This window comes from Streptomyces sp. NBC_01166 (assembly GCF_045039765.1).
Classification (GTDB): Bacteria; Actinomycetota; Actinomycetes; order Streptomycetales; family Streptomycetaceae; genus Streptomyces.
Map to the genome: position 1 here is coordinate 422,081 of NZ_CP108613.1, position 15,008 is coordinate 437,088.

At 68.0% G+C, this 15,008-nt stretch carries 16 protein-coding genes and 3 pseudogenes; 12 read left to right on the forward strand and 7 right to left on the reverse strand.

Annotated elements, in window-relative coordinates:
• Positions 1–111: 111 nt before the first annotated feature.
• Positions 112–453: a DoxX family protein gene (locus tag OG379_RS02165; protein WP_401620285.1), complete on the forward strand. Its 342-nt coding sequence runs from the start codon at positions 112–114 to the stop codon at positions 451–453.
• A gap of 142 nt (positions 454–595) precedes the next feature.
• Here OG379_RS02165 and OG379_RS02170 read toward each other — a convergent pair whose 3' ends face one another.
• Positions 596–1,249, reverse strand: a complete 654-nt coding sequence (locus tag OG379_RS02170) for a LysE family translocator (protein WP_405658653.1) — start codon at positions 1,247–1,249, stop codon at positions 596–598.
• A gap of 96 nt (positions 1,250–1,345) precedes the next feature.
• Between OG379_RS02170 and OG379_RS02175 the strand changes: the two genes are divergently transcribed.
• Positions 1,346–1,945 (forward strand): CGNR zinc finger domain-containing protein, encoded by a 600-nt coding sequence (locus OG379_RS02175; protein ID WP_405658656.1) that lies wholly within the window; start codon positions 1,346–1,348, stop codon positions 1,943–1,945.
• A gap of 791 nt (positions 1,946–2,736) precedes the next feature.
• Here OG379_RS02175 and OG379_RS02180 read toward each other — a convergent pair.
• Complete coding sequence (locus OG379_RS02180; protein WP_405658658.1) at positions 2,737–3,645, reverse strand: NADP-dependent oxidoreductase; 909 nt, start codon at positions 3,643–3,645, stop codon at positions 2,737–2,739.
• Between the two features lie 114 nt (positions 3,646–3,759).
• Here OG379_RS02180 and OG379_RS02185 point away from each other — a divergent pair, with 114 nt between their 5' ends.
• Together OG379_RS02185 and OG379_RS02190 are read left to right on the forward strand one after the other, a co-directional pair.
• Positions 3,760–4,161: a MerR family transcriptional regulator gene (locus tag OG379_RS02185; protein ID WP_405658660.1), complete on the forward strand. Its 402-nt coding sequence runs from the start codon at positions 3,760–3,762 to the stop codon at positions 4,159–4,161.
• A 276-nt stretch (positions 4,162–4,437) separates the two neighbouring features.
• On the forward strand, positions 4,438–4,626 hold the full coding sequence (locus OG379_RS02190; RefSeq protein ID WP_405658662.1) for a hypothetical protein: 189 nt from the start codon (positions 4,438–4,440) through the stop codon (positions 4,624–4,626).
• Between the two features lie 37 nt (positions 4,627–4,663).
• On the opposite strand, the gene OG379_RS02195 is transcribed toward OG379_RS02190, so the two are convergent.
• Positions 4,664–5,857, reverse strand: coding sequence for an MFS transporter (locus OG379_RS02195; RefSeq protein ID WP_405658665.1), 1,194 nt, complete (start codon positions 5,855–5,857; stop codon positions 4,664–4,666).
• A gap of 88 nt (positions 5,858–5,945) precedes the next feature.
• Here OG379_RS02195 and OG379_RS02200 point away from each other — a divergent pair, with 88 nt between their 5' ends.
• Positions 5,946–6,404, forward strand: coding sequence for a winged helix-turn-helix transcriptional regulator (locus OG379_RS02200; RefSeq protein WP_405658666.1), 459 nt, complete (start codon positions 5,946–5,948; stop codon positions 6,402–6,404).
• Positions 6,405–6,452: 48 nt separating this feature from the next.
• Here the strand turns inward: OG379_RS02200 and OG379_RS02205 are convergent, their stop codons facing one another.
• Positions 6,453–6,641 (reverse strand): transposase, encoded by a 189-nt coding sequence (locus OG379_RS02205; protein WP_405668382.1) that lies wholly within the window; start codon positions 6,639–6,641, stop codon positions 6,453–6,455.
• Positions 6,642–6,722: 81 nt separating this feature from the next.
• Here OG379_RS02205 and OG379_RS02210 point away from each other — a divergent pair.
• The 3 genes and pseudogenes from OG379_RS02210 to OG379_RS02220 form a co-directional block, all read left to right on the forward strand.
• A pseudogene (locus OG379_RS02210) lies at positions 6,723–7,548 on the forward strand (IS630 family transposase); the annotation flags it as partial.
• Positions 7,549–7,618: 70 nt separating this feature from the next.
• A pseudogene (locus OG379_RS02215) lies at positions 7,619–8,157 on the forward strand (winged helix-turn-helix domain-containing protein).
• Between the two features lie 240 nt (positions 8,158–8,397).
• Positions 8,398–8,682 (forward strand): transposase, encoded by a 285-nt coding sequence (locus tag OG379_RS02220; RefSeq protein WP_405658668.1) that lies wholly within the window; start codon positions 8,398–8,400, stop codon positions 8,680–8,682.
• Positions 8,683–8,794: 112 nt separating this feature from the next.
• Here the strand turns inward: OG379_RS02220 and OG379_RS02225 are convergent, their stop codons facing one another.
• Positions 8,795–9,169: an SMI1/KNR4 family protein gene (locus tag OG379_RS02225; protein WP_405658670.1), complete on the reverse strand. Its 375-nt coding sequence runs from the start codon at positions 9,167–9,169 to the stop codon at positions 8,795–8,797.
• Between the two features lie 77 nt (positions 9,170–9,246).
• A pseudogene (locus tag OG379_RS02230) lies at positions 9,247–10,082 on the reverse strand (IS5 family transposase); the annotation flags it as partial.
• A gap of 527 nt (positions 10,083–10,609) precedes the next feature.
• Here OG379_RS02230 and OG379_RS02235 point away from each other — a divergent pair.
• Positions 10,610–10,825 (forward strand): DUF6243 family protein, encoded by a 216-nt coding sequence (locus tag OG379_RS02235; RefSeq protein WP_405658672.1) that lies wholly within the window; start codon positions 10,610–10,612, stop codon positions 10,823–10,825.
• A 354-nt stretch (positions 10,826–11,179) separates the two neighbouring features.
• Here OG379_RS02235 and aztA read toward each other — a convergent pair whose 3' ends face one another.
• A complete protein-coding gene (gene aztA / locus OG379_RS02240; RefSeq protein ID WP_405658674.1) occupies positions 11,180–11,881 on the reverse strand; it encodes a zinc ABC transporter ATP-binding protein AztA in 702 nt (233 codons plus the stop codon).
• 65 nt (positions 11,882–11,946) lie between these two features.
• On the opposite strand from aztA, the gene aztB reads away from it, so the two are divergent.
• Genes aztB through aztC form a run of 3 tightly spaced genes read left to right on the forward strand, consistent with a single transcriptional unit; the run spans position 11,947 to position 14,974 of the window.
• On the forward strand, positions 11,947–12,828 hold the full coding sequence (gene aztB / locus OG379_RS02245) for a zinc ABC transporter permease AztB (protein WP_405658676.1): 882 nt from the start codon (positions 11,947–11,949) through the stop codon (positions 12,826–12,828).
• Entirely contained in the window at positions 12,825–14,045 is a 1,221-nt protein-coding gene (locus tag OG379_RS02250; protein WP_405658678.1) for a hypothetical protein, read from the forward strand. The genes aztB and OG379_RS02250 overlap by 4 nt, the downstream gene beginning before the upstream one ends.
• Positions 14,042–14,974, forward strand: coding sequence for a zinc ABC transporter substrate-binding protein AztC (gene aztC, locus OG379_RS02255; RefSeq protein WP_405658680.1), 933 nt, complete (start codon positions 14,042–14,044; stop codon positions 14,972–14,974). The genes OG379_RS02250 and aztC overlap by 4 nt, the downstream gene beginning before the upstream one ends.
• The last annotated feature ends 34 nt before the right edge of the window (positions 14,975–15,008 follow it).

The window sequence follows — 15,008 nt, forward strand, 5'->3', positions numbered from 1 at the left end:
CGGGTTATGGATCACCGCGGAAGTCGTCGTTGATGCTCGAACAGAGCGGGTGCAAGCTCGGTTCCTGCGGGGGCGGTTGGCCTCCGGTCTCGTGAGCCAAGGAGCATCACTGTGTCTCTCGCCGTTGTCGTCACCGTGCTGACTGCTGTCTGGGTGGCCTTCTCGGGGGTCTCCCTGCTGCGGCGGGCCCCGTTCGTGGTCGACCCCCTGGTGTCCTACGGGGTTCCGCGTGCGTGGTGGCGCCCGCTGGCTGTCGCCAAGCTCCTCGGTGCGGTCGGCCTGCTGGCAGGGCTCGTCGTACCGGTTGTCGGCGTGACAGCGGCGGTCGGCCTGGTCGTGTACTTCGTCGGGGCGGTCATCACGGTCCTGCGTGCTCGCTCGTTCAAGACGGTCGCCTTCCCTGTTCTGTATCTCGCGCCGGTCGTGGCAACCCTGGCGGTCGGATTCGCCTGACCGCCTGGCGAGCGCCGGCCGGAGGGACGACCCGGCTGTCCAGCGGCAGCCCGAAGACCGGTCCCGCGCCACTCCGCCCTGGGCGGAGCAGCTCAGCCGACTACCCTGCCCTGCGGGTAAAGGCGGCCGACCGCCGTCGCCGTCATGAGGCGAGGGCGGTCAGCGCGTCATTCAGCAGGATCGCCGCGAGGGTGCCCAAGGTGACCCCGGCGACCATGTTCACCGTTACAGCCGTGCGGCGGCCCCGCACCAGTTCCCGGCCCAGTCGGCCGGCGCACAGGCCGATCGCACTGTCCCAAGCGAGCCCCGCCAGCAGGAAGATCGCCCCGAGGATGAGTAACTGCGCCCATAGCGGACCGTGTTCCGCACTGGTGAACCGCGGCAGGAACGCGGCGAAGAACAGCACGGTCTTCGGGTTGAGCAGATTGGTCAGGACAGCCTGCCGCAGGATCCGACGTTCGTCCGGCGTCCCGGGAACCGCGGGCGGCGTCTTCCTGGCGGAGCGGACCGCGGTCACCGCGAGCCATCCGAGATAGAGCCCACCGACCAGCTGCACCAGCACGAGTACCGCAGGTGTGGAGCGCAGCAGGACGGCGAGCCCGAGCGCAGCGGCCGTCACGTGTACGACCATCCCCAGAGCCATTCCCGCGGCGGACACCAGACCGGCCCGCGGGCCCCGTTCGAGGGCCACAGCGATGATGTACGCGGCGTCCGGCCCCGGCGCAACAGTGATGATCGCGACTGCCGCCAGATAGGCCGGCAAAAGAGTGAGATCCAGCATGTCCACCTCCCGCATCCAGATGACGTAACGCACGGAAACGCTTCAATACGTTACCCAACCCGCAGTGCCAGCGCAACGCATAGAAGCTTCAAAGTGCGTTACATTGGAGGTATGGCTGTCATTCTCACCGGGATTCCACTCGACACCCTGACGGAACTGGTCAACGGGTGGGGCACCCTGCCGCGTAGGGAGGACGGCCGAGGGGACAAGGCGCACCTGCCGGCCTCCGAAATCACACAGAGGCTCGGCCTGCCCGCCCGCGTGAGCGGCGGGCTCACCTCACAGGCATTGGCCGACGCGGCGGACCGCCTCCACGAGGTCTTCTCCGCCCCGGACAGCGAGACGTGCGCACACAGCCTGACGCGCCTGTTGTCCGACATCGGCATCCACCCCGTCATGGACGTTGCGGCCGACGGCACACTTCGGGCCGCCTGGTGTGTGGAGGACACGGATCAGGCCCTCGCCGGGGCGGCGGGGATCGCCCTGCGCGAGCACCTCGCGGACCACGGCTTCGCGCGCATCGGGATCTGCACGGGGGCCCGCTGCGCCGACGTCTACATCGATCAGTCCCCCGGCGGCCGACGCCGGTTCTGTTCGGTGACCTGCCAGAACCGTACGCGCGTGGCGGCGTTCCGCAGCCGCAAGGCGGCCGCCTCCGGCCGAGCGCCCGACCGGGGTGATCGAGTCAGGACTGACGGGGAAGGCCGTTAGGTGTATTACCCGCAGCGTTTCTTTTCGATCATCGGATCGTTGCTCCGGCCGTGCCGTTGACTGAGGGGCAGTAGGCGCGGACAGAGCCGTTGTTGCCTGATCGGACGCCGAGACGAGGGGGTCGCCGACGTGATTCGTCCGACTCCAGGTAGCCCTCGCAGAACTCGTCGTAGGTCGAGCCCGCTTGGTGGTTGTCGAGTGGACGTTCACCGTCCCACTCAGCAAGGTCATAGCTCACAACCACTTCGTCGCAGGCAGCAGTTCCGCCAACGCCAGCGGGCCATGCGATCGAACCTCCACCAGTGATCCGAAAGAGACCCCGCTAGCGTGGTGGCCGGTCGACGCCTGGTCCTTGGTGCGGTGCTCAACATGACGGACACGGCCGTTGACAGCGATGTGAACGCCGCACCACCAGCCGAGCGGTTCACCCCGCTGGATGGTCCGCCGGAGGGCCTTGAACGCTTGGCGGCGCCACCGAGCATGTCGACTTCCTCCCCGGTCAGCACGCGCTCCGGCAACAAACTGGAGAGGAGGGCCCCACTCTCTCCTTCGGCTGCGGTCGCCCGCTCAAGGCATCCCCAGCCGACATACTCAGGCGTGGTAACGGGTGTGTGGCAGCTTGTTAAGGCATTCCAGGTCTTCCATACAGCGACGAAACCTCCCGTAGAGCCGTTGGAAGTCCTGAGCTGCGGCCAGATCCATATCGCGGTTCTTCTTGATCCGGTCCCAATGATCCGTTATTCGAGTGGTCAAGAGCCGGCCGCCGGCCGCCGGTGGTCTGCTGCCAAGGGTCAGATGATGACCACAATCTTCCCCCGCACGTGTCCGCGTTCGGAGTGGGCGTGCGCCTGCGCGATCTCTTCCAGCGGGTAGGTCTGATCGATGCGCGGCACGTAGCGACCCTGCTCGCCGAGGGCGCCCGCCTCGGCCAGGAGCGTGGAATCGTTGACCGCGTTGGCCACCCGGACGCCCAGACGCTGTGCGTTCACGTGGTCGGCGACCGTCACCACGCGGTCCGGGTCGCCAGCGATCTCGACGAGATCGGTCAGCGAGCCGGAAGCGGCGGCATCGAGAACGAGGTCGACCCCGTTCGGGGCCAGGCGGGTGAGGCGTTCCGCCAGGCCCACGCCGTAGGCGACGGGAATGGCGCCCAGGGACGCGAGATACGCATGGTTGCGCTCACTGGCCGTCCCGATCACGGTGGCCCCCATAGCGCGAGCGATCTCGACCGCCGCGCCGCCGACTCCTCCGCCGGCCCCCTCGATCAGCAGGGTGCGACCTTCCAGCTGACCGCCGAGCGCCTTCAGCCCGCCCAATGCCGTCACGGACGCCAGGCCGGCCCCGGCCGCCTCCTCGTCGCTCCAGGCAGCGGGGGCAGGAGCCCAGGCCGAGAGCACCGCCAGCTCGGCCGTCGCGCCCGTCACTCCGCCCAGACCGAAGACGCGGTCCCCGATGTCCACCGAGGTGGCCCCCTCGCCGATCATGTCCACCAGACCTACGACGTCGCGTCCTGGGATCGCCGGCAGATCGACCGGGAAGAAGTCGCGCACTGATCCGTTACGCACCTTCCAGTCGACGGGGTTGACGCTGGCCGCCGCGACACGGACGCGGATCTCTCCGGGCCCCGGCAGCGGGTCCGGGGCCTGCTCGACGACGAGGGTCTCCGTACCGCCGTACTCGTGGTAACGGGCTGCGCGCATGATGACCTGCCTTGTTTGTCCGGATGGCTTGGTATGCCTTGACGTCGACTACGCTAAAACCTGACGTCAACGTGAGGTGCAAGTCGAGGCTTCTGCCAGGAGAGAAGAGGACGCGTGCGGATCGGTGAGGTGGCTCGCAAGGCCGGGGTGAGCGTGAGAGCTCTGCGCTACTACGAGGAGCAGGACCTGCTGCAGGCCGACCGTAGCTCCGGCGGGCAGCGCCAGTATCCGGACTCTGCCGTCGACCGGGTGCGGCTGATCCAGCAGCTGTTCGCCGCCGGGCTGCCGAGCAGGTCTGTACGGGAGGTGCTGCGCAGCGTGTACTCCGGCACGGTGGAGCCGGGGCTGCTGGACCGGTTGGAGAGCGAACGCGCACGAATCAGCGTGCGCGTCACTGAACTCCTTGCTGCGCGTGACCGGCTCGACGGAGTGATCGCAACCACACGCAACCCTCCACCCGAGTGCGCACGCGGCCGGGCATTGGGGGACCCGGCTCGCAGTGCTGCACCCAGTTGACCGGTGTTGTCGTCCTGCCCGGGCATGTGTCGACGTGCCCTGCGCGCGGGTCTGTCCACGCGACCTCGGCTGGTCAGGCACACGCATGCTGCCCTGGCGCCGGGCGAGCCCGAGATGACTCTTGCCGCCCGTCGGCTGTGTGCCGCTGGTGTCGAGGCGGAGGCCGAATGTCCCCAACCGACTGACGAAACCCCAGCTCGAGAACGGCATGCTGGGCGAGGGCGTCGACGATGGGGCCCGACCGAAACCTGTACCTCCGGCAGCCCCATTGCCGAGGTGGAAGCGGCCATCGATCAGGTCACCATCGTGAACCCGGCCGAGGCCACCGCCACCGTGCGCCGCATCCTCGGGCCAGTCCCCCGCTGCGCCCGCTTCCGCCGCATCCGCGAGATTACTGAGGACAGCGTTTGCCGGCTTCGGCGACAGTTGGTGATCGACAGGCTCGTGACTGTCGGGGAGAAGTGAAGGGCGGATTCAAGCCACGCCGCAGCCTTCCGGGCGCTCACGCGTGCAGCAAGGCTTTAGCGGCACGCCGGGTGCGACGAGGGAGCCGTCTGTCGGCTGCCCAAACGGCCATCGCGCAGACCGCGAATCCGGCCCCGAGGAGACTGGAGCCCGCCCAGCCGTGGATGGTGTAAACGGCCGTGGTTGTGGCTGCACCGAGGGCGGAGCCGAGCGAATAGAAGACCATGTAGCCGCCGATGATGCTGCTGGTGCGCTCCGGATGCGCGGTGGTGAGCAGGTGTTGGTTGCTCACATGGACGGCCTGGACTGCGAAGTCAAGGGCCACGACGCCGACGATGAGAAGCCCCAGTGTCCACGGCAGCTGCGCGATCGCTGCCCACGAGAGGACGAGCAAGGTAAGCGCAAGGCCCGCGACCTGAGTCGTCCGTCCTGCATCCGCCCACCGTCCCGCGCGTGCAGCGCCGAGGGCGCCGGCGAGTCCGGCGCTGCCGAACAATCCGATCTGACTCTCGCTCAGATGCCACGGCGCGTCCGCAAGCGGCAGGGACAGCCCGCTCCACAGCGTTCCGAACGATGCGAACAAGAAGAACGCGATGAGCCCGCGCGTCAGCAGGAGGCGCTGACCGAATAGTCCGCCCAGTGCAAGGACGGCCTGCCTGTACCCCGCAGGTCGGCTGGGACGCTCCACTGGCGGCAGAGCGACGAGAACGAGGGCCGCGAGGCCGAGCGACAGCACCGCCAGCACGGCGTAGATGCTCCGCCAGCCCCACACATCGGCAAGCGCGCCGGTGACAACCCGCGCGCCCAGGATGCCGACCACAACGCCGGAGGTCACGACACCGATGTTCCGTCCGCGTTCGGCAGGCGGCGAGACCGATGCAGCGTAGGCCACCGTGGTCTGTACGACGACCGCGAACAACCCGGTCGCCGCGAGCCCCCCGAACGCCATCCATGCCGCTGACGCCGAGGCCGTCAGGATCATGCCGGTTGCGGTGATCGCCAAGTGCACGGCAATGAGTCGGCGCCTGTTGACAACCACATCACCGAGCGGCACCAGCAGCACCAGCCCTGCCAGGTAGCCAAACTGACCGGTCGCGACGATCCACCCCGTGTGCGCTGCCGACACGCCGAGATCCCGTCCCATCGGCTCCAGAACCGGCTGCGCGGCATAGATGCCGGCCACAGCGACGCCACACACCGCCCCGAGCAGAAGCCGCTGCCACGCGCCCATAGCACCCCAACCCCCAATCAGTAGCGAAACGCAACTGTTTTGACAGTAGGGCATGCTGGTTTCAATCCGCAACTCATTGGGAGGTGTCATGTCGCGCACCACGACGCGCGCCCCGAAGGCAGACTGGACCGACCCCGACTGCCCCGTCGCCCGCACACTCGACCTCGTCGGCGACAGATGGTGCCTGCTCGTCATCCGCGACGCCATGGACGGGGCGCGATCGTTTACCGAGTTCCAGCGACGTACCGGTATCGCACGCAACATCCTCACTGATCGCCTGCGCAAGCTCGCCGCTTACGGGCTCCTCGCCCAGCGCACCGCGCCATCGGGCCGCCGTCAGGAATACGTACTCACCGATGCCGGCCGCGACCTCTTCTCCGTCATCCTCACTCTGCGGCAATGGGGAGAACGCCATGCCTTCGCCCCCGGCGAGGCTCACTCCACCCTGGTCGACGAACACGGCACCCCTGTGCCGGAAGTCGTCCCGACCGGCGCCGACGGCACCCCTCTTGATACCGAGACCACCCACGTTCAGAAGGCCCGTTAGGAGGTAAGTCTTCGGTGCTTCAGAATCTCCAGTGGGTGCCAGAAGTGCCTACGTCACCGTCGCTCCCAACGGCATCGGCACGGAGATCGCCCGCAGCCGCATATAAGCGCCCTTCCACGTGCCGTACTCGGCCGGGAGGTGCGCCCGCTGAGACCCGATCCGCAACTTCCAGGCGATGGCATCGATCATCTGTCGGCGAAGGCAACGACGGCTCTGTCCGCGCCCACTGCGCGTCAGTCAACGGCACGGCCGGACCAACGATCCGATCGGAAAGAAACGTCCTAGTGACCTGAGTCGGTGATTCGTCGTTGGTTGGGGGTGAGTCGTCGTGGACCGAAGCTTGCAGCGTTGTCGGTAACTGATGCACAGCGGGCCGTGCTTGAGGGGTGGGTGCGCCGTCGCTCGACGGCTCAAGCACTGGCCTTGCGGTCGCGGATCGTGCTCGAGAGCGCCGAGGGTCATTCGATCGCGGAGGTGTCGCGCCGTCTCGGGTCGTTCCCGAGACGGTCCGCACATGGCGTCGTCGTTTTCTGGACCGGGGTCTGGACGGGATGTGCGAGGAGCCCAGGCCCGGTGTGCCGCGCAAGATCACCGATGCGGATGTCGAGCGGGTGATCGTCAAGACTCTGGAGGAACGGCCGGCGAACGCCACCCACTGGTCAACGCGGTCGATGATGCAGGCGACGGGGATGTCACAGTCGGCGATCTCGCGCATCTGGCGGGCCCTTGCCCTGGCCCCGCACCGGTCCGAGACCTTCAAGCTGTCCACCGATCCGTTGTTCATCGACAACGTCCGCGACGTGGTCGGCCTCTACCTCGACCCGCCGGAGAAGGCTCTCGTGCTGTGCGTGGACGAGAAGTCGCAGATCCAGGCCCTGGACCGGTCCCAGCCGGTGCTGCCGATGATGCCCGGGGTTCCCGAACGCCGCAGTCACGACTACATCCGGGCAGGCACCACACGTTGTTCGCGGTCCTGGAGATCGCCTCCGGCAAGGTCATCGGCTCTCTGCACCGCCGGCACCGGGCCGCCGAGTTCGAGATCCTCGCCAAGATCGACAAAGAGGTGCCCTCGGAGTTCCAAGTGCACCTGATCCTGGACAACTACGCCACGCACAAGACTCCGGCGATCAAGCAGTGGCTGCTACTGAACTTGATTGAGTGATGTCGGGCTGTTTGCCAGACGGTGGTGGGGTGTCCTCGGTAGTCCTGGTGCGGTGAGATACGCGCAAGGCGGCGTGTTGACTGACGCCGAGAGGGCCAGACGGGAGCGGATCCGGCTGGAGGCCGTGGAACGCTTCGAGGGCGGGGAGAAGAGTCGGGAGATCGCCGCGGTCCTGCGGGTGTCGGAGCGGTCGGTGGAGCGATGGCGCCGGGCCCGGCGCGAATGCGGCAAGGCTGGAGTCGCCTCCAAGGGTTCGCCGGGCCGACCAAGGCTCAGCGACGTACAGATCGTCCGGCTGGAACGGGAGTTGGAGCGTGGTCCGCTGGTCCACGGATGGGCGGTCAGCGGTGGACGCTGGCGCGGGTGAAGACGTTGATCGGCCGGCTGTTCCACGTCTCCTGCACCGTCGAGGGCACGTGGCGATTATTGAGGCGGCACGGCTGGTCGTGGCAGCAGCCTGCCCGGCGGGCCATCGAGCGGGACGACGAGGCGGTCGAGGTGTGGACGAAGGAGACCTGGCCGCGGGTAAGAGCTGTGCGGCGGAGTATGGGGCCTGGATCGTCTTCGAAGACGAGGCCGGGCAGTCGATGACTCCGCCGCGCGCCAGGTCCTGGGGCCGCATCGGTCAGACTCCGGTGGTGCGCGTGCGGGGCCGAGGCTCCGGACGGGTGTCGATGGCGGGTATGACCTGCTTCAGGCCGGGCGAGCGGTCCCGACTGATTCTACGCGATCCGTGAGTACCGGGGCCGCAAGGACGAGCCGAAGGGTTTCGGCTGGCGGGACTTCCGCGACCTGGTCGTCCGCGCCCGTTTCCAACTCGGGGGCCCGATCGTGCTGGTCTGGGACAACGCCCGGATCCACCTGACTGCGGCCATGCGGGAGTTCATTGACGCGAACGCCAGGTGGCTCACCGTGTTCCAGCTACCGGCCTACGCACCTGACCTCAACCCCACCGAGGGCATCTGGTCGCTGGTCAAGCGCGACATCGGCAACCTCGCGGCGGCCGATCGCGGTCAGGTCACCCGCGCTGTGAAGCACCGGCTCAAGAAGATCCAGTACCGCCGGCACCTCGTCGATGGTTGCCTCACCGGCACTGGCCTGATCTTGGATTGCTAACCGACGACACGATTTCGCCCACGATCGGCTCTACAAGCCGGTTGTCGGGTCTGTTTCTGCGAGGTCCGGAGCGCGAGCCAAGCGGTCAGCGTCGCGCGACCACATCGACGAGCTACTGGTACCAGTCGTCGCCGCCCTCGGCCAGGGAACGGCCCAGGTAGTCCCTCAGGTCTCGCGCGACCCAGCGGCGGCTGTCGGTTTCGTGCTCCCAGACGAAGATGTCCGGGCGCTGGGGTGTCTGCACGAAGGCGAACTGGTCCCCGCCCCCGTTGTCCCCGAAGAAGAGGAGAGCGTCGAAGGACATGTACAGCTGGGCGAAGGAGCTGTCGGTGCGGAAGAGAAGGTTCCGGGCGACGATCTGCTCGACGGACCAGACGGTGTCCACCGCGGTGTGCCCGATGATGCCGTCGCACTCCAGGAGCAGCTGCCTCAGATCGGCAGGCACCGCGCGTCCGAGACGGTGCTCCGCGTCAGCGAGGGCTGCCACCTGCGCGGGACTCCGGAACTCCGCCTCAGGAAATACCTCAAGAGCTGCTTCTCTCCACATGGCTCGGAGACTACTCAGCGGTCGGCCAGGGCTCGAAAGGAGGGTCCGCCGCGTTTCTTGTAGCGCTCGCTGTCGAAACCGGTGGGTCGACCGCCTCGGGAACCTCGATTCTTGCGGTGCCTTTGCTGGTCTCGGCGTTCGGGGATGGTGTACGAGATGCCGCGTCGTCGCAAGTAGCGACGGTTTCCGCGGGACGTGTAAGCCTTGTCCGCCAGGACATGGTCGGGGCGGGTGCGAGGTCGGCCGACTCCTGTTCGGGGCACTGATATCTGCTCCAAGACCCGCTCGAGCTGGGGTCCGTCACCGTAGTGTCCGGGTGTCAGGACGAGGCCGAGTGGCCGGCACCGCCCGTCGGCGACGAGGTGAATCTTGGTGGTGAATCCGCCGCGGGAACGTCCCAGGCATTCGCCGAGCTGACCACCTCCTCCAGACGTGCGGCCAGTTTCAGCAGTACCGGATCGACCTGGTTCGTCCCCCACACGGCCCCCTTTTGAGGAATGGCAGCCGGAGGCACCTGTCTCGCACCGGCGGCGTGCTGGTGGGCCCGCACAGATGTGGAGTCCACCGATACCTCCCAGTCGATCCCGCCTGCCGCGTCCTCGGATGCCTGGATACGGAACAGCAGCATCTGCCAAGTTCCATCGGCTGACCAGCGACGATGTCGCTTATAGACCGTCTCCCACGGCCCGAACCGCGTAGGCAGATCCCGCCACTGCACACCGGTCCGCACTCGGTAGAGAACCCCGTCGAATACCCGACGATGGTTACTCCACCGACCCCCACGCGCACCACCAGGAGGTAAGAACGGCTCCAGAAGATCCCACTCTGCATTCGTCAGATCCCCACGACCCATCCAGCCAGCCTGGCGCCAACACCCCACCCACGTCAGGAGATCCGAGAAACAGTGCCTAGGCCTATTCTTGCGGGTCAGTGAGCGGCCAGTGGCGCGATGGGTCCATGCGGCGTGAGAACTGTGCGACCAGGAACCACATAGAGGTGTGGCGTCAACGTGCCCTGCCCGGAGCTCCAGAACAGGTCACGCTCTGGGCAATGTCACGTGGTTCGCACTTCCCACTCTTCGTCTCGGCCGGCGTCCGCCTGCTTCGTGCACTCCCCCCCGTAGGGCCGGACACTCCGTTCGCTGCAGCGTCTACGGCGCTGTGGGCGGCGTGCTCGACAAGTCCATGGCCGGGTTCTGATGCGTCGCGGTGAAGGGTTGGTGTGCGGGGCCGGCGGAAGCGGGTAACGTATTTGTCATGTTCTTCCAGACGCCGATCTACGAGTGAGAGCGTGATGGGCCGCTGGTGACGCCCTTCGACGTGGCCGTCAGTCCCCACCGATGAATCCGTAGATCACTTCACATCATTACCGGGAGAACCCGTGACCGTGAGCAAGAACATCAACAACCCCGTGGGCATGGGCGGCGGCAAGCGCAAGAGGCTGTCCCGCACCGAACGGCAGAACAACGGTCCGCACCGCAACCTCGACCGCCAGGGTGCAGCCGACCAGAAGGCGGAGCTGGTACGCAAGATGCGCGAGAAGGCCCGCGCAGCCGAGGGCGCCGGACAGGCTGACGACGCCACCGCACAGAGCTGACACACCACCGCCGCAGGGCGGCACCGCACGGCAGCAGGGCCCGGACCGCGACGCGCGGCCCGGGCCCTGCTGCCGCCGTCGGCGATGTCGACCGCGTGGCCCACAAGCGGCCTTGGTGCCGGATTCCGCCCATGCCCTGCAGTCGTCGCGCTTGCCGGGGAGTGGTCGGACGACCACGACGGCCAGGTGACCACAAGCATCAGGCCACCACCTGATGGCTGGTGGAGCACCGAAATTCTTGGACTGCTCGGCCACCGTGCGGTCGCGAGGGGGCCCAGTCCCTGGAACTGTCGCGGACCCAGGTGATCCTGGCCCGGGAGCGGAAGCCTCCCGGCAACAGCCCGCTCCCGCGCCTCACGCCCTCGGGGGCAGCCGCCAGATCCCGTCGATCGCGTCTCCGGTCAGCACCTCCCGGGGGTCGCCCTGTCCTCGCAGCCGACCGTCCTGGAGCAGCAGGAGATGACCCGCTGATCTGGCCACCTCGAGGTCATGGGTCGCCTGGACCACCGTCACCCCTTCCACCGTCAGCTCGGCCAGCACATCGGCGATGAGCCGCTGAGCCGTCGCGTCGAGCCCGGTGGTGGGCTCGTCGAGCAGCAGTAGATCCGCCTCCTGGGCCAATCCCTGCGCGACCAGAGCGCGCTGGCGCTGGCCGCCCGACAGCTCCCCCAGTTGCCGATGGGCGAGGGCGCTGATGCCGAGCCTGCTCATGCTCGCCCCCACGGCGTCCCTGTCCCGCCGGGACAGCCGTCGCCACGGTCCGCGGTGACTCCACCTCCCCATCGCCACGGTCTCCCGCACCGTCAGCGGCAGCACATCGGCCGCCCTGCTGCGCTGCGTCACGAACGCCACGCTCCTGTCCGTGCGGTGCTCCACCTCACCTGCTGTCACCTGGATCACTCCGGCGATCACCCCGAGCAGCGTGGACTTGCCCGAGCCGTTCGGGCCGACCACGGCCGTGGTGGTCAACGCCGGTATGTCCAGGGTGAGTCGGTCCAGTACCGCTCGGTTCGGATAGCCGGCCGACACACCCTCGAGCCCCACCTGTCGCTGCATCTTCGGAGCCTCTTCCTATCAGCTTCTTTGTAGTGATAATCATTTTCATTGTAGTGTCCTGCGGCATGGAATGGTTGATGGGCCCCTTCGAGGTGACCTTTGTCCAACGGGCCCTGTGGGGCGGCATACTCGTGTCGTCGATCTGCGCCCTGGCCGGTACGTGGGTCGTCCTGCGCGGGATGGCGTTCTTCGGGGACGCGATGTCGCACGGCATGCTTCCCGGGATCGCGCTCGCCTCGCTGCTGGGAGGCGACCTGCTCGTCGGCGCCGCCGTGAGCGCGGCGGTCATGGCGTTCGGCGTCAGCGTCGTCGGCCGGTCACCCCGGTTGTCCCAGGACACCAGCATCGGCCTGCTCTTCGTGGGCATGCTGTCGCTGGGCGTGATCATCGTCTCGCGCTCGGAGTCGTTCGCGGTCGACCTGACCGGCTTCCTCTTCGGAGATGTGCTCGCCGTGCGTCCGGCGGACCTGGCCTACCTCGGAGGCGCGCTGGTCATCGCGCTGGTGATCTCCGCACTCGGCTACCGGCCGTTCGTCGCGCTGGCGTTCGACGAGCGCAAGGCGCACACACTGGGGCTCCGGCCGCGCCTCGCGCATGCGGCCCTGCTGGCCCTGCTCACGCTGGCCATCGTCGCGTCGTTCCACGTGGTGGGGACGCTGCTGGTGTTCGGCCTGCTGATCGCGCCGCCCGCGGCCATGTTGCCGTGGGCGCGGCGAATCCCGGTGATCATGACTGGCGCCGCCTGCCTCGGGGCGAGCGCGACGTTCGTCGGCCTCTTGCTCTCGTGGCACCTCCGCACGGCCGCGGGGGCGAGCATCGCGGCCACGGCAGTCGTCCAGTTCCTGCTCTCCACCGCGGCTTCCGGCCTCCACCGCCGGTGGCTGCGGTCCACTCCCCCAGCCTCCCCGACCGACCGCCCGCACATGGAATACGGACATCCGTCATGACACCCAGGAAAACCCGGACCGCCGCAGCGCTCTTCTGTGCCGCCCTCGTCAGCTCCGGGCCGCTCGTCGGCTGCCAGAGCAGCAGCGATGCGAAGACACCCTCGAAGACCTCCGCCTCCGCCGCGAAACCCCACGGTTATGTCGAGGGAGCCGAAGAAGCCTCCGAACAGCAGTCCCGGCTCGTTCTCGTCGACGCGGGCACGGGGGCCGTCAAGGTCCTGGACCTGGCCACCGAGGACATCACATCACTCGGGGACAGAGAGGGCGTACAGGGCTTGCGCACCGACGGCAGATTCGCCTACCTGAGCTCCGGCGGCAGCACACATGTCGTCGACGCCGGTGCCTGGACGGTTGATCACGGCGACCACGTCCACTACTACCGCGCCGCGATCCGCGACGTGGCGGGGACCATCGCCGGGACGGACGCCGCCCGTGTCCACAGCGATCAGGCCGTCACAGCGGTCGCCTCCGCCGGGGCCGGCACCCTGCTGCTCGACCGCAAACAGCTGGAGGACGGCACCGTCCCCCGTGGCAGCGTGCTGACAGGCGCGGGCAGCGGGATGGCCGTCCCCTTCGAGGAACATCTGCTGGTCGCAGCGGCGGGCGCCGGCAAGGACTCCGTGGAGGTCCACGACCGGGACGGTTCGCGGGTCACCACGCTGAAGGAACCGTGCGCCCAGGCGCGGGGCGAGGCGGTCACCCGTCGGGGCGTGGTGTTCGGATGTGCCGACGGAGCGCTGCTGGTGAGCGGGAGCAAGGGCGCGTTCGACGCGGAGAAGATCGCGTACGGCACAGCCGTGAAGGCCTCGGAGCGGGCGGTCGAGTTCCACCACCGGGCGGGCAGCACCACGCTCGCGGCCAGGTCGGGCGATGACGCCGCCTGGGTCCTCGATGTCACCGAACGCTCCTGGACACGCATCGGGACCGGCCCGGTCGTGGCCGCCAACACCGCGGGAGAGGACTCTCCGTTGCTCGCGCTCGGCACGGACGGTGCGCTCACCGCGTACGACATCACCACAGGGAAGAGGCTCGCCCGTAAGGAGCTCCTCCCTGAGGGGGCCGGCTCCGCCGTCATCGAGGTCGACACCACCCGGGCGTACGTCAACGACGCCGCGGCACGGAAGGTCTACGAGATCGACTACAACGACCAGCTGCGGCTCGCCCGCACCTTCTCCCTGGGCTTCGCCCCGACGTACATGGTGGAGACCGGCCGATGAGCACCGGTTCCGCGACCGCGCGCCTCCTTGTCGCCTCCCTCGCCGGCGTACTGCTCCTCGGGGTGAGCGGTTGCTCGGCAGGTGGGCGGGACCGCCCCTCGGTGGTCGTCACCACGAACATCCTCGGTGACATCACCCGCAACATCGTCGGCGACGAGGCCGAGGTGACCGTGCTGATGCAGGCCGGCGCCGATCCCCACTCCTTCGGTGTCTCGGCTCAGCAGGCGGCGTCCATCGAGCAGGCCGATCTGGTCGTCCACAACGGTCTCGGCCTGGAGGAGAACGTCCTGCGCCATGTGGAGGCCGCCGAAGAGGCCGGCGTCTCCACCCTGGCGGTCGGGGAATCCGTCGACCCGATCGCCTACACCGCGGGCGAGTCGGCCGAAGAGGCGGACCCGCACTTCTGGACCGATCCCGAGCGGGTCCGCGAGGCCGTCGGGCTCATCGCGGATCAGGTCACCGAGCACGTGGGGGGCGTCGACAGCGCCGTCGTCGGGAGGAACGCGACGGCCTACGCCGCGCAGGTCACCGGACTGACCGCGTGGATGCGTGAGCAGTTCGGCGACATCCCGCCCCGGCATCGCCGGTTGGTGACCAACCACCATGTCTTCGGATATCTGGCCCAGCGTTTCGGCTTCCGGGTCGTGGGGGCGGTGATCCCGAGCGGGACCACCCTCGCTTCGCCGAGCGCCTCCGACCTCAAGTCCCTTGCCACGGCGATCGAGACGACGGGCGTGAAGGCCATCTTCGCGGACTCGTCGCAACCGGACCGGCTGGCCCAGGTGCTGAAACGCGAGAGCGGCATCGAGGTCGCTGTCGTGCCGCTGTTCTCCGAATCCCTCACCGCGAAGGGGAAGGGGGCGGCCACCTACCTGGAGATGATGCGCGCCAATACCAAGGCCATAGCCGCGGGCCTGGGAGCCGAATAACCACCTGTCGCCATTCATGGGCGACAGCCGTAAA

Excerpts from the sequence above, each read along its gene's own strand:
- aztC (WP_405658680.1), top strand. The coding sequence starts at position 14,042 with ATGAGCACCGGTTCCGCGACCGCGCGCCTCCTTGTCGCCTCCCTCGCC.
- aztA (WP_405658674.1), bottom strand. The coding sequence starts at position 11,881 with ATGCAGCGACAGGTGGGGCTCGAGGGTGTGTCGGCCGGCTATCCGAAC.
- OG379_RS02180 (WP_405658658.1), bottom strand. The coding sequence starts at position 3,645 with ATGCGCGCAGCCCGTTACCACGAGTACGGCGGTACGGAGACCCTCGTC.
- OG379_RS02170 (WP_405658653.1), bottom strand. The coding sequence starts at position 1,249 with ATGCGGGAGGTGGACATGCTGGATCTCACTCTTTTGCCGGCCTATCTG.
- OG379_RS02195 (WP_405658665.1), bottom strand. The coding sequence starts at position 5,857 with ATGGGCGCGTGGCAGCGGCTTCTGCTCGGGGCGGTGTGTGGCGTCGCT.
- OG379_RS02250 (WP_405658678.1), top strand. The coding sequence starts at position 12,825 with ATGACACCCAGGAAAACCCGGACCGCCGCAGCGCTCTTCTGTGCCGCC.
- OG379_RS02200 (WP_405658666.1), top strand. The coding sequence starts at position 5,946 with ATGTCGCGCACCACGACGCGCGCCCCGAAGGCAGACTGGACCGACCCC.
- aztB (WP_405658676.1), top strand. The coding sequence starts at position 11,947 with ATGGAATGGTTGATGGGCCCCTTCGAGGTGACCTTTGTCCAACGGGCC.
- OG379_RS02175 (WP_405658656.1), top strand. The coding sequence starts at position 1,346 with ATGGCTGTCATTCTCACCGGGATTCCACTCGACACCCTGACGGAACTG.